Origin of the sequence: Pseudomonas sp. NY5710 (assembly GCF_013305665.1) — a bacterium.
In the GTDB taxonomy this organism is placed as follows: domain Bacteria; phylum Pseudomonadota; class Gammaproteobacteria; order Pseudomonadales; family Pseudomonadaceae; genus Aquipseudomonas; species Aquipseudomonas juntendi.
Genome location: NZ_CP045554.1, coordinates 3,116,491 through 3,138,652, shown reverse-complemented (window position 1 = coordinate 3,138,652; position 22,162 = coordinate 3,116,491). Strand labels below are relative to the sequence as shown.

The following is a 22,162-nucleotide window of genomic DNA, read 5'->3' as shown; positions in this document are numbered from 1 at the left end:
CCCAAAGTCTGATAGGGCTTTTTCCGGGTTAGTTCACCCCAACCCTGTAATTTCCAAATATTTCTGCCGGCGATGCAACCCGCGTGCTAGCATGCTCGGCTTATGTTCGCGCCTTTGCCGGGCGCAGCCATTTTTCTTTCCAGTCACTCTGGTTCGTCCCTCGCAAGCCGAAAGGCTTCTGCCACTGTGAGGCAGGCTTCCTTTGCAGGAAGGCAGGTTGGATCTTGTACTGGCTCATCCCAACCCACGTGACCTTTGGTAGGGGTCACCACTAGGAGAGGAGGCGCCATGCCCGTTATTACTCTTCCCGATGGCAGTCAGCGTTCGTTTGATCACGCCGTATCCGTAGCCGATGTCGCCGCATCCATTGGTGCAGGCCTCGCCAAGGCCACCGTGGCCGGCAAGGTCGATGGCAAGCTGGTCGACGCCTGCGACCTGATCAGCCACGACGCCACCCTGCAGATCATCACCCCTAAAGATGCAGAGGGACTGGAGATCATCCGCCACTCGTGCGCCCACCTGGTCGGCCACGCGGTGAAGCAGCTGTACCCGACCGCCAAGATGGTGATCGGCCCGGTGATCGACGAAGGCTTTTATTACGACATCGCCTACGAGCGCCCCTTCACCCCTGAAGACCTGGCTGCGATCGAAAAGCGCATGATGGAGCTGATCGACAAAGACTACGACGTGGTCAAGAAGGTCACCCCGCGCGCCGAAGTCATCGACGTTTTCACCGCCCGTGGCGAAGACTACAAGCTGCGCCTGGTCGAAGACATGCCGGACGAACAGGCCATGGGCCTGTACTACCACGAAGAATACGTCGACATGTGCCGTGGCCCGCACGTGCCCAACACCCGCTTCCTCAAGGCTTTCAAGCTGACCAAGCTGTCCGGCGCCTACTGGCGTGGCGATGCCAAGAACGAGCAGTTGCAGCGCGTGTACGGCACCGCCTGGGCGGACAAGAAGCAGCTGGCAGCCTACATCCAGCGCATCGAAGAAGCCGAAAAACGCGACCACCGCAAGATCGGCAAGCAGCTCGACCTGTTCCACCTGCAGGAAGAAGCCCCGGGCATGGTGTTCTGGCACGCCAACGGCTGGACCGTCTACCAGGTGCTTGAGCAGTACATGCGTGGCGTGCAGCGCGAAAACGGCTACCAGGAAATCAAGACCCCGCAGGTTGTCGACCGTATTCTGTGGGAGCGTTCCGGCCACTGGTCCAACTACGCCGAGAACATGTTCACCACCTCGTCGGAAAGCCGCGACTACGCGGTAAAACCGATGAACTGCCCGTGCCACGTGCAGGTGTTCAACCAGGGCCTGAAAAGCTACCGCGACCTGCCGCTGCGCCTGGCCGAGTTCGGTGCCTGCCATCGCAACGAGCCATCCGGCGCCCTGCACGGCATCATGCGTGTACGTGGCTTCGTACAGGACGACGCACACATCTTCTGCACCGAAGAGCAGGTGAAGAAAGAAGCAGCCGACTTCATCAAGCTGACCCTGGACGTGTACAAGGACTTCGGCTTCAGCGACATTGCCATGAAGCTGTCCACCCGCCCGGCCAAGCGTGTCGGTTCCGAAGAGCTGTGGGACCGTGCCGAAGGTGCATTGGCCGACGCCCTCAACGAATCCGGCCTGGAGTGGGAATACCAGCCAGGCGAAGGCGCCTTCTACGGTCCGAAGATCGAGTTCACCCTGCGTGACTGCCTCGGCCGTAACTGGCAGTGCGGTACCCTGCAGTACGATCCGAACCTGCCAGAGCGCCTGGATGCCAGCTACATCGCCGAAGACAACAGCCGCGTGCGCCCGGTGATGCTGCACCGCGCCATCCTCGGCTCGTTCGAGCGCTTCATTGGCATGCTGATCGAGCACTACGCTGGCGTGTTCCCGGCCTGGCTCGCACCGACCCAGGCGGTGATCATGAACATCACCGACAAACAGGCCGATTTCGCCCTTCAGGTGGAGAAATCTCTGAACGGTAGCGGTTTCCGTGCCAAGTCGGACTTGAGAAATGAGAAGATCGGCTTTAAAATCCGCGAGCATACTTTGCTCAAGGTCCCGTACCTTTTGGTTATAGGGGACCGCGAAGTCGAAACGCGAACCGTCGCTGTGCGCACTCGCGAAGGTGCTGACCTGGGCTCCATGCCCGTCGCCCAGTTCGTTGAGCTGCTGAATCAAGCGGTTTCCCGGCGTGGTCGCCAAGAATCGGAGTAATGACTATTAAGCGTGAAATGAGAAACGATAAGCGTGCTGTACCGAAGGCCCCGATCAACGAGAATATCTCGGCCCGCGAGGTTCGGTTAATTGGCGCAGACGGCGAGCAAGTTGGCATCGTCTCGATTGATGAAGCGCTGCGTATCGCTGATGAAGCGAAGCTGGACCTGGTAGAAATCTCTGCAGACGCAGTACCACCTGTCTGCAAGGTGATGGACTACGGCAAGCACCTCTTCGAGAAGAAGAAGCAGGCTAACGAAGCCAAGAAAAACCAGAAACAGATCCAGATCAAAGAAATCAAGTTTCGTCCAGGGACGGAGGATGGGGATTACCAGGTAAAACTACGCAACCTGGTACGTTTCCTTACCGATGGGGACAAGGCCAAGATCTCTCTGAGATTCCGTGGTCGTGAGATGGCCCACCAGGAGCTGGGCATGGAGCTGTTGAAGCGGGTCGAAGCCGACCTCGCCGAATACGGCACCGTTGAGCAGCATCCTAAGATGGAAGGACGCCAGCTTATGATGGTCATCGCCCCCAAGAAAAAGAAATAATCTCCCGGGCACGGCAGGCCTGATGATTATGTGTAATTTTATCGAATGCGGAGTTCCAACATGCCAAAAATGAAAACCAAGAGCGGTGCTGCGAAGCGCTTCCTGAAGACTGCTTCGGGCTTCAAGCACAAGCACGCTTTCAAGAGCCACATCCTGACCAAAATGTCGACCAAGCGTAAGCGTCAACTGCGCGGTGCCAGCTTGCTGCACCCGTCCGACGTGGCAAAAGTCGAGCGCATGCTGCGCGTACGTTAATTCTGGTTAAGATAGAGGAAGTTACTCATGGCTCGTGTTAAGCGCGGCGTTATCGCTCGTAAGCGTCACAAAAAAATTCTGAAGCTGGCTAAAGGTTACTACGGTGCACGTTCGCGCGTATTCCGTGTAGCCAAGCAAGCGGTCATCAAGGCTGGCCAATACGCCTACCGCGACCGTCGCCAGAAGAAGCGTCAGTTCCGCGCACTGTGGATCGCTCGTATCAACGCCGGTGCCCGCACCAACGGTCTGTCCTACAGCCGTCTGATTGCTGGCCTGAAAAAGGCTTCGATCGAAATCGACCGTAAGGTTCTGGCCGATCTGGCAGTGAACGAAAAAGCGGCGTTTGCTGCGATTGTCGAGAAAGCTAAAGCCGTTCTGGCTTAAGTACCCGCGACAATCACCCGGCGGCGCTCGCGGCGCCGGGCATTGAACGTCATCGATAGGGGAAGAGCCTTCAAAGCTCTTCCCCTATTTTCGTATCTGGAGTCTGTACATGGAAAACCTGGATGCGCTGGTCTCCCAAGCCCTAGAGGCCGTGGAGCGCGCTGAAGACATCACTACCCTGGAACAGATCCGGGTTAACTATCTCGGCAAGAAAGGCGAGCTGACCCAGGTGATGAAGACCCTGGGCAACCTGCCAGCCGAAGAGCGGCCGAAAGTCGGCGCGCTGATCAATGACGCCAAAGAGCGCGTTACCGTTGTGCTCAATGCCCGCAAGGCTGCCTTTGAAGAAGCCGAGCTCAGCGCTCGCCTGGCTGCCGAATGCATTGACGTCACCCTGCCAGGCCGTGGCCAGGCCACCGGTGGCCTGCACCCGATCACCCGTACCCTCGAGCGCATCGAGCAGTTCTTCACCCACATTGGCTACGGCATTGCCGAAGGCCCAGAGGTGGAAGACGACTACCACAACTTCGAAGCGCTCAACATCCCCGGCCACCACCCGGCCCGGGCGATGCACGACACCTTCTACTTCAATGCCAACATGCTGTTGCGTACCCACACCTCGCCGGTGCAGGTGCGGACCATGGAGTCCACCCAGCCGCCCATCCGCATTGTCTGCCCGGGCCGCGTTTACCGCTGCGACTCGGATATCACCCACTCGCCGATGTTCCACCAGGTCGAAGGCCTGCTGATCGACCGCGACATCAACTTCGCCGACCTCAAGGGCACCATCGAAGAATTCCTGCGCGTGTTCTTCGAGAAAGAACTGGCGGTGCGTTTCCGCCCATCGTTCTTCCCCTTCACCGAGCCGTCCGCCGAAGTCGATATCCAGTGCGTGATGTGCTCCGGCAACGGCTGCCGGGTGTGCAAGCAAACCGGCTGGCTGGAAGTGATGGGTTGCGGCATGGTCCACCCGAACGTGCTGCGCATGTCTGGTATCGACCCGGAAGCGTTCCAGGGCTTCGCCTTTGGCATGGGGGCCGAGCGCCTGGCCATGCTGCGCTATGGCGTCAACGATTTGCGTCTGTTCTTCGACAACGACCTGCGGTTCCTGGCGCAATTCCGCTAGGCCCAATCGACGCAACTTTCAGGAGAACAGCATGAAATTCAGTGAACAGTGGCTGCGCGGTTGGGTAAACCCGCAAGTCTCTCGTGACGAACTGGTTGCCCGCCTGTCCATGGCCGGCCTTGAAGTCGACAGCGTTACCCCCGCTGCCGGCCAGTTCAGCGGCATCGTGGTAGGCGAGATCCTGGCCACCGAACAACACCCGGACGCCGACAAGCTGCGCGTGTGCCAGGTAACCAACGGCCAGGAAACCTTCCAGGTCGTGTGCGGCGCCCCTAACGCCCGCCCAGGCATCAAGGTGCCATTCGCCATGATCGGCGCCGAGCTATCTGGCGACTTCAAGATCAAGAAGGCCAAGCTGCGTGGTGTCGAGTCCTTCGGCATGCTGTGCTCGGCTGCCGAGCTGGAAATCAGCGAAGAAAACGACGGCCTGTTGGAACTGGCAGCCGATGCCCCGGTAGGCGAGAACATTCGTACCTACCTGAGCCTGGACGACGCCAGCATCGAAATCGGCCTTACGCCGAACCGCGGTGACTGCCTGTCTATCGCCGGCCTGGCGCGTGACGTCAGCGCCCTGTACGACACCCCGGTCAGCCGCCCGGTAGTGCCTGCCGTACCACCGGCCCACGACGAAGTGCGCCCGGTCGACGTCAGCGCCCCGGCTGCTTGCCCGCGCTACCTGGGCCGCGTTATCCGTAACGTCGACCTGAGCAAGCCAACCCCGCTGTGGATGGTCGAGCGCCTGCGCCGCAGCGACGTGCGCAGCATCGACGCCGCCGTAGACGTCACCAACTACGTGATGCTCGAACTCGGCCAGCCGATGCACGCCTTCGACCTGGCAGAAATCAACGGCGGTATTCGCGTACGCATGGCCGAAGAGGGCGAAAAGCTCGTTCTGCTCGACGGCCAGGAAGTGGCCCTGCGCGCCGACACCCTGGTGATCGCCGACCACACCCGGGCCTTGGCCATCGCCGGCGTCATGGGTGGTGAGCACAGCGGTGTAAACACCGAAAAAACCCGCGACCTGTTCCTGGAAAGTGCCTTCTTCGAGCCGATTTCCGTTGCCGGTAAAGCCCGTTCCTACGGCCTGCACACCGATGCCTCGCACCGCTACGAGCGCGGCGTCGACTCGCACCTGGCCCGCGAAGCCATGGAACGCGCCACCCAGCTGCTGCTTGACATCGTCGGCGGCGAAGCCGGCCCGGTCGTCGAAGCGGTCAGCGAGCAGCACCTGCCGCAGGTGGCCCCGGTTACCCTGCGCGCCGAACGCATCACCCAGATGCTTGGCATGGAAATGGACCCAGCCCAGGTCGAGCAACTGCTCAACGCCCTGGAACTGACCACCAGCAAGGCAGCCGAAGGGGAGTGGACCGTCACCGTACCAAGCCACCGCTTCGACATCAGCCTGGAAGTGGACCTGATCGAAGAACTGGCCCGCCTGTACGGCTACAACAACCTGCCGGTCCGCTACCCGCAAGCGCGCCTGGCGCCACAGGGCAAGCCGGAAACCCGCGGTGACCTGCCGACCCTGCGCCGCCTGCTGGTTGCCCGCGGTTACCAGGAAGCCATCACCTACAGCTTCATCGACCCGAAACTGTTCGAACTGTTCAGCCCGGGCGTAGAGCCGCTGCTGCTGGCCAACCCCATTTCCAGCGACATGGCCGCCATGCGTGCTTCGCTGTGGCCGGGCCTGGTCAAAGCCCTGCAGCACAACCTGAACCGCCAGCAAGACCGCGTGCGCCTGTTCGAAAGCGGCCTGCGCTTCGTCGGCCAGCTGGGTGACCTGCAGCAGCAGCCAATGATCGCTGGCGTGGTCACCGGCAGCCGCCTGCCAGAAGGCTGGGCGAACGGCCGCGACGGCGTCGATTTCTTCGACGTTAAAGCCGACGTGGAAGCCTTGCTGGGTTATTCCGGTGCCCTGAGCGACTTCACCTTCAGCGCCGGCAAGCACCCAGCCCTGCACCCAGGCCAGACCGCCGCCATTGAGCGCGACGGCAAGCTGGTCGGTTACCTCGGCGCCATCCACCCAGAGCTGGCCAAAGCCCTGGACCTGGACCGCCCGGTGTTCCTGTTCGAGCTGGTGCTGGGCGACGTGGTCCAAGGCCGCCTGCCGAAATTCAGCGAACTGTCCAAGTTCCCGGAAACCCGTCGTGACCTGGCCTTGATCGCCGGCCGTGACGTGGCAGCCAGCGCGGTGCTTGAATTAATTCGTGACAATGCAGGCGAATGGCTCACAGACCTCAGGCTGTTTGATGTCTACCAGGGTAAAGGTATTGATCCTGATAGAAAAAGCCTGGCCGTCGGCTTGACCTGGCAGCATCCATCGCGCACTCTTAACGACGATGAGGTGAACACTACCCTGCAAAACATCCTCACCTCGCTCGAACAAAGGTTGAACACCACGTTAAGGAAATAACGGCATGGGTGCTCTGACGAAAGCTGAGATGGCCGAAAGGCTGTACGAGGAGCTGGGGCTTAACAAGCGTGAGGCCAAGGAGCTGGTCGAGCTGTTTTTCGAAGAAATTCGGCACGCACTTGAAGAGAACGAGCAGGTCAAGCTGTCCGGTTTCGGCAACTTCGACCTTCGCGACAAACGCCAGCGGCCGGGCCGCAACCCCAAGACTGGGGAAGAAATCCCGATCACCGCACGGCGCGTCGTCACCTTTCGTCCAGGGCAGAAGTTGAAGGCCCGGGTTGAGGCCTATGCTGGAACCAAGCCATAACGACGAACTGCCCCCCATACCGGGCAAACGCTACTTCACCATTGGTGAAGTGAGCGAGTTGTGTGCCGTAAAGCCACACGTGCTGCGGTATTGGGAGCAGGAGTTTGACCAGCTCAACCCTGTGAAGCGGCGGGGGAACCGGCGGTATTATCAGCGGCAAGACGTGCTGATGATCCGGCAGATTCGCGCGCTGCTGTATGAGCAGGGGTTCACCATTGGCGGGGCGCGGTTGCGGCTCTCCAGTGATGAGGCTAAAGATGATTCGAGCCAGTACAAGCAGCTGATCCGGCAGATGATTGTCGAATTGGAGGATGTGCTGGTGGTGTTGAAGAAGTGAGCTTGGGCTTTTCTGGTGAGTGAAAATTTTTTTGAGAAAAAGCTTTCATTTATCAGAGGGTTAGGGTACATTCTTCAACGTTCTCGGCAGTATTGAGAACATGCTTCAAGCCCAGTCGGGGCGTAGCGCAGCCCGGTAGCGCACTTGCATGGGGTGCAAGGGGTCGAGTGTTCGAATCACTCCGTCCCGACCATTATTGAAACGAAAAAGCCCAGTCGGTGACGACTGGGCTTTTTTTTGCGAGTTGGCTAAGGAGTACGCCAGCGTCTAGTATCATGGAGGAAAAGGTGTCAGTGTCGATTGATAATACGATCAAGGTTTTAGAAATACTGAACAGCTGTGAGCCGCGCAAAGTACGTCGTACCGATTTAGAGGCTAAGGCGCAAATAATAGCTAATTGGTGCTTAGGGGCTTCGTTTATTTTCTTGCTAATGAATGGTCTTTTCGTATTTTTTTATGATATTAGACCTCCGTCCACAGCCGCCAAAATATTTGTAGTGGTTTTGTTTGTGCTTACAACGTTTCTGGCTTTGGCTGCACTAATAATCCCCATGATAGCGTCATTGATGCTGCTCAGGAAATGGAAGGCTCTTGCCCTTATTGGCTTGTGTGAGGATGTCCGTCATGAGCGCAATTTGGCAAGTCAACTGGATGGTTATGAGCGTGTTGTTTTGACGGAGGCAAAGTTTTGGCTCGAAAGGAGAATGAGTCGAATACATGCTAAATCGGGGCGATTTTTTGGTGAGAAAACAGCAGTTGTGGGTCTGCTAGCAACCTCATACTCATTTGTCGGGGAATTTGGAGGTTTTGGCTGGGTCGGCCAGACAGTCGAAGCAGGCTTCAAGCTAGATAATCTTGGCAATACAGTATTACTTTGGGTTGGAGCCTTCTTGTTTGGGTTCTCAATAGCAGCGATATTGTTAGGGTTTCTTGCGGCTCGCTATCGTTATCAGGTAGAAATTCTTGATGTGGCGTTGAGGAGCAACAGCGAAGAGCGTGCGCTATCGAGTGATTGATTAAGCCATTCGCTAGTTGGTCAGTTATGTTCTGAAAAGTTCACGGGGCCGCTGCGCGGCCCTTTTGCGACGCAGGATAGCTCACACATAGGGCGATGCCCTGCTGCCAACCGTTAGCAGTTCTTCATCATCCCCAACTCTGCATCATCCATTAGCGCTTTGGCCAAAGCGCATAGATAATGCGAAGCCCATATCAGCTGCGGTTTGTCTTCCATCAAACCGTCCAAGGTCATATCCCGTGCATAACCCATCAGTTCCGAGGCCTGCTCACGGGCGCTCTGGCACGGGATGCCAGCTTCGATGCGGAAAAGGGGATGGGTTTGGTTTGCACCTTGGTAAAAGGTAGTTTTGCCAACGGTGAATCTGGTTTCTTCTGTAGACATTGTTCAATCTCCCAGAAATCTCAAGTACCTGGGCTGGCCTTATTGCCAGCAATCTCCACACTTCTTCACAAGCGCCAAAGCCTGCGACGTAGGTCAGTTAACTGTCGGGAGTTGGCTTGCCGGTGATGGATCATGCCCAAGCGGCACAATCAACTAGGCCTCAGTGCGAAGTGCTGGGCTCGGTGGGCACCTGCAGCTGAGCCAACGCGGACTCAAGCAAAGCGCGCAGCGTCTCCAATTCATGCATCGAAGTCGTCATCAGAATCGAGAGTGGCGACTTGGGCTGCAGCAGTATCGCTTGATGCACAACGGTCGCAGCGCATAGCGCGTATTCCGTCGCCTGGATCAAGGTTTCTTCAAGGCAGAGAGTTTTGAGGGGAGGATCAGGGACTATCTTCAGCATGCTCACGCTCCAACAATGGTTGAGCCGCACACCAGTTAGCCGTCAAGCAGGAAGGGTGGCAGCTGTACGTAGGTTGACGGACCGAGATTGTTGGCACTCGGCGCACACAATGTGCCCGTACGTACAGCCGCCATTAAGCGTATGCACACGAACAACAATTAGCGGCCCGTCAAGGTCGGTCGCTGAATTGGCAGCGACGGATCGAGACTATGTCCCACGATTTGCGTGTGCAACGAAAATCAGGCCCAGGGAGTATCTTTGGGAAATGCCCTACAAGGAAGTTCTTTTTTCTGATGCTTTCCCCGTATTTGCCGTCAATTTTCGCAGTGTTCTCTGTTCTGCCAACCCAACAAACCTCTCGAAAAGCAAACCCCCCCATCCCTGTATCCAGTCATGTCCCAATGATGGCAAACGGTCACCATGGACTTCCGCCCTCGAATCCCCCGAAACTGCCCCCATCGCACCCAGACCAAGGCAGGTCATGACCAACCTCAAGCGCGCCACCTCCCTCCTGCTGTTGCTGGCCACAGCCTCACTCACCGCGTGCCTCCCCTGGAAACGCGAACGGGCCGCCTACGCAGACCTTTGCGAATCCGAGTTCCAGTTCAAAGTGCCAGGCCCGCAGGGCGAAACCACGCTCTACCTGGAAACCTACCTCTACGACCACGCGGCACAGTGGGGTGAAAAGCGCTACGAGCAAGGCCTGCACGTGCAGTACCCAGGCGAGGAATACCCGCGGCCAGAGTTCTTCGTGCAGATGATCGCTTACAACAAAGACCGCCAGCGCCCGTCCACCGACTCAAAACGTGGTGAACCGCCGATTCCGGTGCTGTACGACAGCCGCCAGGCCTACATCATTTTCGAAGACGGCTCGCGCCTGAATGCGCGGCCCGAGGTGTACGTGGGCCTCAACGATATCTACGACTATCCCTCAGTGAATGAGCGGGCTGCCAGGCCGTCCCCGTACGACATCAACAGCGATGAAGTGCACCGGATGATTCCCAAGCTCACCAACAACAAGCGCTACGGCTCGGCGTATGTGATCTTCCAGACGGACAAGCTGAACGCTGATTCCAAGTGGACCATTCACCTGGGCAGTTTGCAGGTGCAGGGGCGCACAGTGGCGATTCCGCCACTGCAGTTGTGTTATCACCCGGTGAAGAAATGGATCGGCATCGAGCCGCTGATGAAGCCGTGAACCTTCGGCTAGATTGGCTTGGTGATGTATTACTGGGGGCGTACGGGGAAATTTTGTCAGGAGTGCTGATTTTTTTCTTGAGGTTGGCATTGCTGTAAGGGGCTGGTGAGCAGGGGACCGCTATGCGGTCCGGTCGCGACGCAAGGCCGCTCCTACAGTAGAGCGTGCGTGCTTCATGGCGGTGTTTGAGGCAGGTCAGGTCGCTTTCGGTGGAAAGTCGATGTCTGTTTGCGCCACGTTGTTCAGGTAGTTCGTCAACGTCAGCAGCGAGACCTGCGCGATGACGTCGACGATTTTTGCATCGTCCAACCCTCCTGCCCGTGCGTTCGAGAGATGCTCGTCACTCACTTGGCCGCGGCTGAGCGTGATAGCCCGAGCCAGTGCAGCGACTGCATTCAGCGTGCCGGCCCGCGCTGCCAACAGGTCATCAGCGCTCAGTCCGGTCTTCCCACCGAAGAAGCTGTGAGCCGCGACGCAATAGTCGCATCCATTAACTTCAGAAGCCGCCAGTGCCGCCACTTCACGTTCGGCAGGTGTGAGGCTGTTCTTGCTCAGTGCTTGTGACAGGGCGAGATAGCCTGCCAAGGCTGCTGGCGAGTGAGCCAGGGTAGCGAAAGCGTTGGGGAGGAAACCCAAGCCTTTTTCAATGCCCTGAAGGGCAGTGCGCGCAGCGGCTGGCGCTCGGTCAAGGGGCAAAGCAGCAATTCGGGTCATGATTTTGCTTCCTTCCAGGTTGTCCAATACGTGCCTGTTCAGGCCACAGGGATAGGGTTGTCGGCCAGCGCCTGATTGAACTGGTTGATCAGTTCGTGCTCGTTTGGCCCTTGGTTGGCGCGCAGTGGCACGACGCGGTCAACCAGTACTTCGGTGGTTGCTGTCTCCAGTTTTTCCAGGGTTTCCTGGATAAAGTCGTCCAGCGGCATGGCGCGTTCATCACCACTTTTGTGGATCAGATCGGTGTCGACCCACGGCGGTGCTATTTCCAGTACCTTGACGCTGGTATCGCGCAGGGCAAAACGTTGCGACAGCGAGTAGGAGTGAATCGCGGCTTTGGTTGCCGAGTAGAGGGCTGTCGCCGCCAGTGGCAGATAGGCCAGTACCGAGCTGTTGTTGATGATGTAGGCATCAGGCTGGCGCTTGAGGTGTTCGACAAACGCGGCGCTAACACGCACCGGGCCCAACAGGTTGGTCTGCAGCAGCCCTACAGCCTGCTCATCGTCAAGATCGCCAGAGCCAGGGTTGTCGAAAGGCATGATGCCGGCATTGTTGATGATGACGTTCAGCGAGGGATGGCGACGGATAACCTCCTGTGCCACATCCTTGATTTGCTGGGGGTCATTGATATCCAGCAGAACGGTGTCGATGCCGGGATGGGCGCTGGCGATTTCATCCAGCAACGATTGGCGTCGGCCCGCGATGATGACCTTGTTTCCACGCTGGTGGAACGCTTGGGCCAACGCGCGGCCGATGCCCGAGGTACCGCCAGTGATGAAGAGGGTATTGGCGCTGGTTTTCATGATTTGTTTCCTTTCAATGGAGTGATCAAACGCCATAACGCGGGGCGAGTTTGTTGCTGGAGAGGTGTCCGAACAGCGCCGTGCGGCTGCTTTCGTACCGCTCGAAATGCTGTATGTCCTGCATGGCCGGGATGGAGATCAGCACACCGCTGTCGAAGTCTTGAAGGGCGCCACTTACCAGGTCGCTTGCCGACATCACGATGTTGGGATCAAGGTTCTCGACGGGCAGCCCCCCGATCTCCCAGAAGTCGGTAGCCGTAGCGCCTGGCAACACCGCCTGAACCTTGATCCCCTGGTCTGCCAGCTCTTTGTGCAGTGACTGTGTGAAGGCCGTGACGTACGCTTTGCTTGCGCCGTACACGCCATTGAGCATTTCCGGTGCCAGGCTGACGATCGATGAGATATTGATGATCGCGCCTTGTTGGCGAGCGATGAAGCCTGGAACTGCGGCGTAAGTCAGCCGAGTGAGTGCAGTGACGTTGAGGCTGATCATCTCGGCCATGCGCTCGACGTCGCTGTCCAGCAAACGGGTGTGTGTGCCAATGCCGGCGTTGTTGACCAACAGGTTGATGCTGGCGTCTTCGCGCAACTTGCGTTCCACCCGCGCCAGGTCCGCTGCGTTGGCCAGGTCAGCGGGGAACACTTCAACGCTCTGCTGAGTCTGGTTGGTGATGCGGCTGGCAAGCGCGTTCAGGCGGTCACGATTGCGGGCGACCAGTACCAGGTCATAGCCACGTTGGGCCAGTCGGTCTGCAAAAATGGCGCCGATGCCGGTGGATGCGCCTGTGATCAGGGCGGTGCCTTTGTATTCCTGGGTCATGGTCCAGCTCCGTTGGTTGGGTGTGGAGCCATGATGCAAAAAAACAGATTTGTCTTAAATGACGCTTATAGTCATGTTTTAGGACATTGCTTATGGAGCGGGGTCATGCATCGAATCGGCTACTTGGTCACAGACGGATTTCAGGTCATGTCACTGGCCACCCAGGCGGTTTTTGAGTTCGCGAACCTGGTCGCGGGCGAGCCTGTGTACCGGATCCAGAACTATTCGGTATCAGGCGGGATCATTCGGTCATCCCTGGGCATGCACATCGACACGCTGGCATTGGATGCCCCAGGGCTTGCAGATAGCTGGATGATCACAGGAACACTCACGCCGCTTACGCCTCCCGCTGCCCAGGTGCTGTCGAGCGTACAGGGGTTTGCCCAGAGCGCCAGGCGCATCGCGGGCATCTGCACCGGCACTTTCATCCTGGCTCAAGCGGGTGTGCTCGATAACCGGCGCGCGACTACCCACTGGGCCTATGCCAAAGCCCTTCAAAGCATGCACCCGAGCATTGAGGTGGAAGAGGATCGGATCTTCATTGTGGACGGCCCTGTCTGGACCTCTGCGGGAATGACCGCAGGTCTGGACATGGTATTGGGGATGGTGGAGAAGGATTTGGGGGCGGAGGTTGCCAAATCGGTAGCTCATAGGCTTGTCATGCACCAGCGCCGGTCGGGGGGGCAATCCCAGCACTCTGAGTTGCTTGCCCTGGCGCCCAAGTCTGACCGCATTCAAAGCGCTTTGGACTATGCAAGCAAGCATTTGAACAGGGCGTTGAGTGTTGAGGAGCTTGCAGAGGTTGCGCACCTGAGCCCAAGGCAATTCACCCGGGTGTTCACCGCCGAAACCGGGCAGTCTCCTGCAAAAGCGGTGGAAAGCCTACGGCTGGAGGCCGCTCGGCTAATGATCGAACAGAGTCGCCACAGCCTGGACACGGTCGCAAGGGAAACCGGGTTCAGGGATCGTCGACACATGCGTGAGGTATTTATCCGAGGTTTTGGTGTGCCCCCTCAAGCAGTGCGCCGTGATGCGAGGCGGATCGGATAGGCGCGCTGCCTTGGCGATGGGGCTGTGCCCATCGATGACAAACGCTGGAAGTGCCCTGCAAGCAGCGGATAGGTTTGCCGCCAGCGGTGCGGGTTATCAATCCAATTGAATTCCATCCCTTTCGCATTTTCTACCGAATTCAGCTTCGGGCTCATCTCAGCGCTCGGAGCCCAATTTCCGCAGTAGCGTGTGACTACTCGGTCTACATCCAGCTGGCTTGTATACATGTGCGTGCGAACATGGAGGTAACGTTTTGGAAACCGAGGCATTGCTGACCGAACTCCTCAACGCCCGAGGGCCGGGCGGGCAAGAAGATGAAGTACGGGCCATTTGTTATCGCGAGCTGCGCATATTCTGTGACGAAACGCACATCGACCGTGCTGGCAATGTGGTGGGGGTGATTCGTGGCACCCGCGCTTGTCGCCCAGAGGCGGCCATACGCGTTATGGCCCACCTCGATGAGATCGCGATGATCGTCAAAAATGTGCAGAGCAACGGCTCACTGGAGGTGCTCGCTCTAGGTGGCGCGCAACCGATAAGCTTTGGCGTCTGTCCTGTCGATATCTTGGGCGATGGGCATATCCTGCCCGGGGTGTTGTCCTACGGCTCAATGCACAACAGCGGTCGGACTCCGGATGGAAGAGACGTGCTGGCAGGTAATGTGCAGTGGAAAGATGTCCACATCGTCACCCGTAAGACCCCGTCAGAGCTCCAGGCGCTTGGCGTTCGGCCTGGTACTCGAGTGGTGCTCAGTCAGCACTGGCGTAAGCCCTTCAGGGTACATGACTGTATTGCCGCTCACTTTCTCGACGACCGAGCGCCGCTAAGCGCTGTCATTCTCTGTGCGAAGCTGCTGAGCGCGCAGCGAGAACAACTCGAGCAAGATGTCTGGTTCGTGCTTACAACGCTGGAGGAAGAATCGAATGCCGGCGCCATGTATGCAGCGTCCCGGCTGCCCGGCGACACTACAATCGCCGTTGAGGTGGGCCCGGTACTTGAGGAGTATGGCACCGAGCTGTCGGCCAACCCGATCATCAATACTGGCGACCAGAAGGGGTACTACAGCCGCACTGTGGTGCAGGACCTGATCGCCGCCTGCCGAAGGGCAGGTCATGAAGCCCAGTGTGCACTGCTCGTCGATTTTGCGTCTGATGCGAGTGCGGTACTGAGTGCTGGGATCGATGCACGGGCCGGTTGCATTGCGATACCGACCGAGAATACCCATGGCTTTGAGATGGTGCTTCTGGAGGGGATTAGCGCCTGCGCCGAGACCTTATTCCAATTCCTTACCGGCAGTGGCGGCAAATAGGCCTGACCATGGTGTCAGATGCCGCCCAGGCGCCAATGTAGCTCGCTGGCACCTGTATGGCGCGGTTATAGGTGAAAGGAAGGGGGGAGGGCTGGAGCACAGCCTGCAAGATGAGAATCGCCACGGCGTTGGCCGAATGGATAGGTGTTGTGTCAGTTCTGCCACCCTGATTTCCCTTCGGTTTCCATATACTTTCACTTTTGTTTTCAAGATATTTCAGCCAAATTGGCGCCAAGCGTGAAGGTGTTCCGTGACTGCAAATCCGACCGATGTGAAGCTTGGCGAGTTACTGCTGGCTGATGTTCTCAACGCTCCCGGCGTGTGGGTAGAGCCGCCTAATGTCCGCAGGGGAGGTGAGAGCGGTGTGTTACGGGTGGAGCTGGGCGGGCTGACGTTCTATAAAAAGCAGCAAGTCGGGCATGTCTATCGAAGCCTGCGTCACCCTTTCGGCCACCCAACCGTTGCACGCGAGGCAAAGGCTGTGCGTGCCGCCGCAGCGCTGGGCGTGGGTACGCCCGAGCTTGTGTACAGCCATATTCATAAACACCAGGGAGAGTGGCAGGCCGTGATGGTCACGGCGGCGCTGGAGGGCTATGTGTCGCTCGAAGACTTCCGTGCCCGGCAGCTGGAAAACACGCTAGGGCATCATCGCTATCTCGAAATCCTTGAAGCGTATGGCCGAGCACTTGGCAAGCTGAATCTTGGAAAGTGGCAGCACGGTTGCTTGTATCTGAAACATGTCTTCGTCGATTTCAGGGCGCCAGGCGTGATTGTCGCCTTGCTAGACCTGGAAAAGGCCAGGAGGCGCTTCAGCGCCAAACAGGCCGCCCGTCATGACTTGCGGCAGGTCAAGCGTCGGTCAGGCTGGGATGGCGAAGAGTGGGGGGCGTTCTGCCGGGGCTACAGGCATTCGTTCGGCAAAAACGCCGATGTATTGCTTTGACGGCCCGTTGTGTTTGAACGTGGAAGTGAGGCGGGGCTGTTCGTAGCGCGGCGTCCACGACCTGCCCACCCATCCAGCCTGGATGCAAAGCCAGTAGCGACTTCCCTGATGGCATAGTACGGTCCGCCTTCAACAACCCCCCGGTGCGTTGTCGCCAATCCCACGGACCGGGACTCTCATGACCTGGGAGGTCGAATGGAAGTCGCTCGAAAGATCAGCCAACAAGCATTGGATAACGCTCTGGTAGCCTTCGCCCGCTACAAAATCGGAGAGATCAAAATCTTCGACCTGGAACAGGCAATGAGCTTCGAAGCGGGCGAAGCCCTATCCGAAAGCGGTCTGGTCCAGTTCACAATCGCCAAGATGGCGTCTGGCCGGTATCGCATCAGCGATGAAGGGGAGAACGCCATCACACAGGCTGGTCGGGATCGCCTCGAGGCCATCCGCGGCAGATCCTAATCTATCCAGCGTCGAGACGGCCGCAGTGGTGTACTGCGGCCGTTCGCGCCTGCCTCAGGTTCATTCAAACTGCAAAACTGGTAGCCGACACTGCCTTTGACTCATTCGACACCGAAGGCATTGTGTTTCTCGCAGGCAAAAGAAAGCCCGCTGCTAGTCGGGCTAGAGGTGCTTCACATGGGGATGGCTTGATTGTCCCTCTGCAAGCGTGAAATTGAGGTGAAAATAAAGTACTCAGCGTGTGATTTGTGCCGTTCAGGGTGAACGAGTCGTCCCCAAAGTGAGTCTTCAGGAAGCAAGTCTCTATTGGCTAGAACGATACGGGCATGGACCTACTGACGAGCTGAGTGTGTGTATGCGGGACAAGAAGGCGCGCGGAGCCAAGATCAAAGACAGGGCAACGGTCCTCTGCCTGCGAAGCGGCAGGATCTTGCTGGTACGGAAAAAAAGCGGAAAGTGGAACTTCCCCGGCGGCGCTATCGAACCGGGCGAGTCGCCTGTGGCAGCGGCTGCGCGGGAGCTGCAAGAAGAAACGTCCATCGAGAGCCACGGTCTCTTTCACCTGTGCACCCTACAGTTGGGGTCGACCATTCACCATGTGTTCACTACGCATGTCGATGATCAGGAAAAACCCGTGGCTCGCAATGAGATCGTGGCCTGCAAGTGGGTCCTCAGAGACAAGCTGAGCCCAGCCATTCTCAATACTACGGCCGCTGAGCTGCTATCAAGCCAATTGCCGGCGTTGACCGCTTAGTTGCGCCCGCGCAGCGGCATCGCGCCTGGTCTCATCTTTCTCCTATCTTGTTCATCATTGGCCCCTGCAGGTTGCCAGGGCTGAGCGTGCACGCAGCGCACCCAGCCCAATTGACGGTAGTTCATGGCAAATGCGGCTCATAAATAATTGCAGCACATACGCACGCTCGGCGGTCGATCCAGTTGTATCGGTTTAATCCCAAAGTAGGGTAAGCCGCACGGCTTGGGGTACGGCCAATTTCGATCGCTGGAGGCGCTATGCGGATGAGGGGTAACGTGTACTGGGCGTGGGTCGACCCTGCGCTGAACCATCGCAGCCATGAAGAAACCCTGGCAGACGGCAGCCGGATAGATGTACAGGTCAGGCTTTCGCGCGGGGGGACCACGCAGCTGTTCCTGGGGGTGTATGCCCGTTCCGGGATGGCATTGCACGAAGAGGCCTACGACGACTGGCCGAAGCGCTCATTGGTTCGTGCCTTGGCCTGGGACAGCATGCGTGCGCGGCAGATAGCCGAAACAGGGGTGTCTGCCGTGCCCCTCAAGGCCGCCCTGCAATAAGCACCCGGCGGCCTTCTGCCTTAGCTGGTCGGGTCCTGCCCCAATACTTTGCTCAGTGCCACGCGGGCATCCTCAAGCTGTACCAGCGAGGCATGGCGTGCACCGAGTGCGTCGCCGTTCTGGATGGCGGTCAAAATGGCCTTGTGCCGGGGCAGGGCGAGCTGGTCGAAGTTTGGCCGCTGGTTGGAATAGCGCACCGATTCGCGCAGGGCCATGGACAACATGTTGCACAGGTAGGCCAGCAGGTCATTGTGGGTGGCGTCGGCGATGCGTGCGTGAAAGTCCAGGTCCGGTTGCAGCCGCTCTTCATGGGTGCGCGCGGCTTCCATGCGTTGATACGCTTCGCTGATCGACTGCACATCTTCGGCCGTAGCGTTGGTGGCGGCCAGCGCGGCGGCAGCGGGCTCGATGACCCAGCGTACGCTGGACAAGGTATTGAAAAAGTCCTTCTGCGGCGTGGCCTGCATCAGCCAGTGCAGCACGTCTGGGTCAAGCATGTGCCAGTCATGGCGTGGCCGCACCAGGGTACCGACCCGCGGGCGGGCTTCGACCAGGCCTTTGGCAGTCAGCGCGCGCATCACTTCGCGGAACACCGGCCGGCTGATCGCGTAGCTTTCGCACAGGCTGGCCTCGTTGGGCAGCTTCTGCCCGGGCGCCAGTTGACCGGAGACGATCTGCAGGCCGAGGTCCTGTACCAGAGTGGTGTGCATGCTCTTGCGCGTGGAGGGCTGGCGGTAATTCATGGGGGGCGCGGGTGGTCCTTCAAGCGGGGGAGAGCATCATAGCATCAGTGGATGGGCCGGCGGCCGTTTGGCCAGGTTGCAGCAGTTGGCTTCGTTGGCGGGAAATAGCGTGGGTGGAACGGGCTTCGCCGGTGTACTTGGCTGAGCCCGCTCCTTCATTGGCGGGGTGCGGCTGGTCAGTGTGAATGCTTGGGCACCGCTGCCCCACGGCAGCCCACCAGGAAGTCGAAATCGCAGCCTTCATCGGCCTGCATCACATGGTCCAGGTACAGCTTGGCATACCCGCCGTTGATCAACTGCGGCGGGGCTTGCAGGTCGGCCAGCCGGCCGGCCAGTTCCTCGGCACTGATATCCAGGTGCAGCCGGCCCTCCTTGCAGTCCAGTTCGATCCAGTCACCTTCCTGCACTGCGGCCAATGGCCCGCCTGCTGCGGCCTCGGGCGCCACATGGAGTACCACGGTGCCGTAGGCAGTGCCGCTCATGCGTGCGTCCGAAATACGCACCATGTCGGTTACGCCCTGGGCCAGCAACTTCGCCGGCAGGCCCATGTTGCCGACTTCGGCCATGCCCGGGTAGCCCTTGGGCCCGCAGTACTTCATCACCAGTACCGAATTGGCGTCTACATCCAGTTCTGGGTCGTTGATGCGTGCCTTGTAGTCTTCGAAGTTTTCGAACACCACGGCGCGGCCACGGTGCTGCATCAGCGCCGGGGTGGCGGCTGACGGTTTGAGCACCGCGCCCTTGGGCGCTAGGTTGCCGCGCAAGATGCAGATACCGCCATCGGCCACCAGTGGGTTGGCCAGCGGGCGTATCACTGCTTCGTCATATAACGGCGCGGCCTCGCAGTTGGCCCACAGGCTTTTGCCGTTGGCCGTCAGCGCGCCGGGGTTGGGCAGCAGGCCATGTTCGCCCAGGCGGCGGATGACCGCGGGCAAGCCACCGGCGTAATAGAACTCTTCCATCAGGAAGCGGCCCGATGGCTGCAGGTCGACCAAGGTCGGCGTGCCGCGGCCAACGCGGGTCCAGTCTTCCAGTTGCAGGTCTACGCCAATGCGCCCGGCAATCGCCTTCAGGTGGATAACGGCGTTGGTCGAGCCGCCGATGGCGGCGTTGACGCGAATTGCGTTCTCGAAGGCTTCGCGGGTGAGGATTTTCGACAGGCGCAGGTCTTCGCGAACCATATCGACAATGCGCATGCCGGAAAGGTGGGCAAGGACATAGCGGCGGGCATCCACTGCCGGGATGGCGGCATTGTGGGGCAGGGAGGTGCCCAGTGCCTCGGCCATGCAGGCCATGGTCGAGGCGGTGCCCATGGTGTTGCAGGTGCCGGCCGAGCGCGACATGCCAGCTTCGGCGGAAAGGAACTCGTTGAGGTCGATCTGGCCGGCCTTGTAGGCCTCGTGCATCTGCCAGACGATGGTGCCGGCGCCAATGTCCTTGCCCTTGTGCTTGCCGTTGAGCATCGGCCCGCCGGTCACCACGATCGCCGGCACATCGCAGCTGGCAGCGCCCATCAGCAGCGCTGGGGTGGTCTTGTCGCAGCCTGTCAGCAGCACCACGGCGTCCACCGGGTTGCCGCGGATCGCTTCCTCCACATCCATGCTCGCCAGGTTGCGGGTGAGCATGGCGGTGGGGCGCAGGTTGGACTCGCCGCTGGAAAACACCGGGAACTCCACCGGGAAGCCGCCAGCCTCCAGCACGCCCTTTTTCACATGCTCGGCAATTTTGCGGAAGTGCGCGTTACACGGCGTCAATTCCGACCAGGTGTTGCAGATGCCGATGATCGGCTTGCCCTGGAACTCATGGTCCGGAATGCCCTGGTTCTTCATCCAGCTGCGGTACATGAAGCCGTTCTTGTCGGCGGTTCCGAACCATTGGGCAGAGCGCAGGGGGCGTTTGGCGTCAGACATATCGGGAGACCTTATTAGTATTACTATTAGTTGGCTATTGCCTAACTGTACTGCGTGAAATCGCGCATGTGAAGGCTTGTTGTTCCAAATAGTATTACTATATGATCCTGTCGCCAGGTTAGCGGTCTGCCAAAAAGCCCCGGCCGGGTGCTGTGCTCATTACAAGAACAATTGGAGACATCGCCATGATTCAGGAGCAGCGGCTTGTCCGCCTGATCACACTGAAACTCATCCCTTTTCTGGTTCTGCTTTACCTGGTGGCCTACGTCGATCGTTCGGCGGTGGGTTTTGCCAAGCTGCACATGGGCGCCGACATCGGCCTGGGTGACGCAGCCTATGGCCTGGGTGCCGGGCTGTTCTTCATCGGCTATTTTCTGTTCGAAGTGCTGAGCAACCTGCTGCTCGATCGCTTTGGCGCGCGACGCTGGTTCGCCCGCATCCTGGTGACGTGGGGTGCAATTACCATCGGCATGGCCTTCGTGACCGGGCCCAATGGCTTCTACGTGATGCGCTTCTTGCTCGGCGCAGCCGAGGCGGGCTTCTTTCCGGGGGTGCTGTACTACATAACGCAGTGGTATCCGGTGCGGCATCGCGGCAAGATCCTGGGCTTTTTCATCCTCTCGCAGCCCCTGGCCATGCTGATCACCGGGCCGCTTTCCGGCGCGCTGCTGGGGCTGGAAGGCAGCTACGGCCTGCATGGCTGGCAGTGGCTGTTCATCTGCATCGGCACCCCGGCGGTGCTGCTCGCCTGGCCTACCTTGCGCCTGCTGCCGGACGGGCCTGCCCAGGTGCGCTGGCTCAGCGAGGCACAACGCAGTTGGCTACAGGAGCAACTGGCCAACGACCTGCGTGATTTTGGCCAGACCCGCCATGGCAACCCGCTGCATGCGCTCAAGGATGGGCGCGTGCTGTTGCTGGCGCTGTTCTACCTGCCGGTCACCTTGAGCATCTACGGTCTCGGCTTATGGCTGCCAACGCTGATCCACCAGTTTGGCGGCAGCGATCTGGTCACGGGTTTCGTTTCGGCGGTGCCCTACCTATTCGGCATCATCGGCCTGTTGATCATGCCCCGCAGCTCCGACCGCCTCAACGACCGCTACGGGCACCTGGGCCTGCTGTGTGCGCTGGGCGCCATAGGCCTGTTCCTCAGTGCCTGGCTGACGGTGCCGGTGCTGCAGTTGGCCGCGCTGTGCGTGGTGGCGTTTGCGCTGTTTTCCTGCACGGCCATCTTCTGGACGCTGCCTGGGCGGTTCTTTTCAGGTGCCAGCGCAGCCGCCGGCATCGCCCTGATCAACTCGATCGGCAACCTTGGCGGCTATCTGGGGCCGTTCGGTATCGGCGCGCTCAAGGAACACACCGGGCAGTTGTCTTCGGGGCTGTATTTCCTTGCCGTGGTGATGCTGTTCGGCGTGCTGCTCACCGGCGTCGTCTACAACCGCCTGGAGCGTCGCCAACGCCTGGCTTCCACGCGGGCCGCCGAAGGCGCCCGCTGAACTTTGCAACCGACAAGCGAGCA

24 protein-coding genes and 1 tRNA gene are annotated in these 22,162 nt (G+C 59.2%); 18 read left to right on the top strand and 7 right to left on the bottom strand.

What is annotated here, in order from left to right:
- Positions 1–288: 288 nt before the first annotated feature.
- From thrS to GEV39_RS14120, 10 genes are all read left to right on the top strand, one after another.
- The gene (gene thrS / locus GEV39_RS14165) at positions 289–2,211 is read left to right on the top strand and encodes a threonine--tRNA ligase (RefSeq protein WP_173889853.1); all 1,923 of its coding nucleotides are present in this window, start codon (positions 289–291) and stop codon (positions 2,209–2,211) included.
- Positions 2,211–2,762 carry a translation initiation factor IF-3 gene (gene infC, locus GEV39_RS14160; RefSeq protein WP_012052879.1) on the top strand — a complete coding sequence of 184 codons (552 nt, stop codon included), beginning with the start codon at positions 2,211–2,213 and terminating at the stop codon, positions 2,760–2,762. The genes thrS and infC overlap by 1 nt, the downstream gene beginning before the upstream one ends.
- A gap of 60 nt (positions 2,763–2,822) precedes the next feature.
- Positions 2,823–3,017, top strand: a complete 195-nt coding sequence (gene rpmI / locus GEV39_RS14155; RefSeq protein ID WP_003250667.1) for a 50S ribosomal protein L35 — start codon at positions 2,823–2,825, stop codon at positions 3,015–3,017.
- 27 nt (positions 3,018–3,044) lie between these two features.
- Complete coding sequence (rplT, locus tag GEV39_RS14150) at positions 3,045–3,401, top strand: 50S ribosomal protein L20 (RefSeq protein WP_003250671.1); 357 nt, start codon at positions 3,045–3,047, stop codon at positions 3,399–3,401.
- 109 nt (positions 3,402–3,510) lie between these two features.
- Positions 3,511–4,527 (top strand): phenylalanine--tRNA ligase subunit alpha, encoded by a 1,017-nt coding sequence (gene pheS, locus GEV39_RS14145; RefSeq protein WP_173889851.1) that lies wholly within the window; start codon positions 3,511–3,513, stop codon positions 4,525–4,527.
- A 31-nt stretch (positions 4,528–4,558) separates the two neighbouring features.
- On the top strand, positions 4,559–6,940 hold the full coding sequence (pheT, locus tag GEV39_RS14140) for a phenylalanine--tRNA ligase subunit beta (RefSeq protein ID WP_173889850.1): 2,382 nt from the start codon (positions 4,559–4,561) through the stop codon (positions 6,938–6,940).
- A gap of 4 nt (positions 6,941–6,944) precedes the next feature.
- Positions 6,945–7,247 carry an integration host factor subunit alpha gene (ihfA, locus tag GEV39_RS14135; protein ID WP_003250679.1) on the top strand — a complete coding sequence of 101 codons (303 nt, stop codon included), beginning with the start codon at positions 6,945–6,947 and terminating at the stop codon, positions 7,245–7,247.
- Positions 7,228–7,584, top strand: a complete 357-nt coding sequence (locus GEV39_RS14130) for a MerR family transcriptional regulator (RefSeq protein WP_009685877.1) — start codon at positions 7,228–7,230, stop codon at positions 7,582–7,584. Before ihfA ends, GEV39_RS14130 begins: the two co-directional genes overlap by 20 nt.
- Before the next feature lie 116 nt (positions 7,585–7,700).
- A tRNA-Pro gene (locus tag GEV39_RS14125) sits at positions 7,701–7,777 on the top strand.
- A gap of 94 nt (positions 7,778–7,871) precedes the next feature.
- Positions 7,872–8,600, top strand: a complete 729-nt coding sequence (locus tag GEV39_RS14120) for a YuaM family protein (protein ID WP_173889848.1) — start codon at positions 7,872–7,874, stop codon at positions 8,598–8,600.
- Positions 8,601–8,713: 113 nt separating this feature from the next.
- Here the strand turns inward: GEV39_RS14120 and GEV39_RS14115 are convergent, their stop codons facing one another.
- Positions 8,714–8,983 (bottom strand): DUF3077 domain-containing protein, encoded by a 270-nt coding sequence (locus GEV39_RS14115; RefSeq protein WP_173889846.1) that lies wholly within the window; start codon positions 8,981–8,983, stop codon positions 8,714–8,716.
- Between the two features lie 160 nt (positions 8,984–9,143).
- Positions 9,144–9,386 (bottom strand): hypothetical protein, encoded by a 243-nt coding sequence (locus GEV39_RS14110; RefSeq protein WP_173889844.1) that lies wholly within the window; start codon positions 9,384–9,386, stop codon positions 9,144–9,146.
- A gap of 481 nt (positions 9,387–9,867) precedes the next feature.
- On the opposite strand from GEV39_RS14110, the gene GEV39_RS14105 reads away from it, so the two are divergent.
- Entirely contained in the window at positions 9,868–10,584 is a 717-nt protein-coding gene (locus GEV39_RS14105) for a hypothetical protein (RefSeq protein WP_173889842.1), read from the top strand.
- A 195-nt stretch (positions 10,585–10,779) separates the two neighbouring features.
- Here GEV39_RS14105 and GEV39_RS14100 read toward each other — a convergent pair whose 3' ends face one another.
- The 3 genes from GEV39_RS14100 to GEV39_RS14090 are packed head-to-tail and all read right to left on the bottom strand — an operon-like array spanning position 10,780 to position 12,921.
- Positions 10,780–11,298: a carboxymuconolactone decarboxylase family protein gene (locus GEV39_RS14100; RefSeq protein WP_173889841.1), complete on the bottom strand. Its 519-nt coding sequence runs from the start codon at positions 11,296–11,298 to the stop codon at positions 10,780–10,782.
- A 38-nt stretch (positions 11,299–11,336) separates the two neighbouring features.
- Positions 11,337–12,101 (bottom strand): SDR family oxidoreductase, encoded by a 765-nt coding sequence (locus GEV39_RS14095; RefSeq protein WP_173889839.1) that lies wholly within the window; start codon positions 12,099–12,101, stop codon positions 11,337–11,339.
- A gap of 25 nt (positions 12,102–12,126) precedes the next feature.
- Positions 12,127–12,921 (bottom strand): SDR family NAD(P)-dependent oxidoreductase, encoded by a 795-nt coding sequence (locus GEV39_RS14090; protein ID WP_173889837.1) that lies wholly within the window; start codon positions 12,919–12,921, stop codon positions 12,127–12,129.
- A gap of 105 nt (positions 12,922–13,026) precedes the next feature.
- Here GEV39_RS14090 and GEV39_RS14085 point away from each other — a divergent pair, with 105 nt between their 5' ends.
- The 6 genes from GEV39_RS14085 (at position 13,027) to GEV39_RS14060 (ending at position 17,993) form a co-directional block, all read left to right on the top strand.
- Positions 13,027–13,971 (top strand): GlxA family transcriptional regulator, encoded by a 945-nt coding sequence (locus GEV39_RS14085; RefSeq protein WP_173889835.1) that lies wholly within the window; start codon positions 13,027–13,029, stop codon positions 13,969–13,971.
- 253 nt (positions 13,972–14,224) lie between these two features.
- The gene (locus GEV39_RS14080) at positions 14,225–15,280 is read left to right on the top strand and encodes a zinc-binding metallopeptidase family protein (RefSeq protein WP_173889833.1); all 1,056 of its coding nucleotides are present in this window, start codon (positions 14,225–14,227) and stop codon (positions 15,278–15,280) included.
- Between the two features lie 250 nt (positions 15,281–15,530).
- Positions 15,531–16,223, top strand: coding sequence for a lipopolysaccharide kinase InaA family protein (locus GEV39_RS14075; protein WP_249414276.1), 693 nt, complete (start codon positions 15,531–15,533; stop codon positions 16,221–16,223).
- Between the two features lie 195 nt (positions 16,224–16,418).
- A complete protein-coding gene (locus tag GEV39_RS14070; protein WP_009685869.1) occupies positions 16,419–16,682 on the top strand; it encodes a hypothetical protein in 264 nt (87 codons plus the stop codon).
- 355 nt (positions 16,683–17,037) lie between these two features.
- Complete coding sequence (locus tag GEV39_RS14065; RefSeq protein WP_173889831.1) at positions 17,038–17,436, top strand: NUDIX domain-containing protein; 399 nt, start codon at positions 17,038–17,040, stop codon at positions 17,434–17,436.
- A gap of 257 nt (positions 17,437–17,693) precedes the next feature.
- Entirely contained in the window at positions 17,694–17,993 is a 300-nt protein-coding gene (locus GEV39_RS14060; RefSeq protein ID WP_173889829.1) for a hypothetical protein, read from the top strand.
- A gap of 20 nt (positions 17,994–18,013) precedes the next feature.
- On the opposite strand, the gene GEV39_RS14055 is transcribed toward GEV39_RS14060, so the two are convergent.
- Together GEV39_RS14055 and GEV39_RS14050 are read right to left on the bottom strand one after the other, a co-directional pair.
- Positions 18,014–18,736, bottom strand: coding sequence for a FadR/GntR family transcriptional regulator (locus GEV39_RS14055; protein WP_173889828.1), 723 nt, complete (start codon positions 18,734–18,736; stop codon positions 18,014–18,016).
- Positions 18,737–18,912: 176 nt separating this feature from the next.
- Positions 18,913–20,646: an IlvD/Edd family dehydratase gene (locus GEV39_RS14050; protein ID WP_173889826.1), complete on the bottom strand. Its 1,734-nt coding sequence runs from the start codon at positions 20,644–20,646 to the stop codon at positions 18,913–18,915.
- A gap of 185 nt (positions 20,647–20,831) precedes the next feature.
- Here GEV39_RS14050 and GEV39_RS14045 point away from each other — a divergent pair, with 185 nt between their 5' ends.
- A complete protein-coding gene (locus GEV39_RS14045) occupies positions 20,832–22,139 on the top strand; it encodes an MFS transporter (RefSeq protein ID WP_173889824.1) in 1,308 nt (435 codons plus the stop codon).
- Positions 22,140–22,162: the final 23 nt, after the last annotated feature.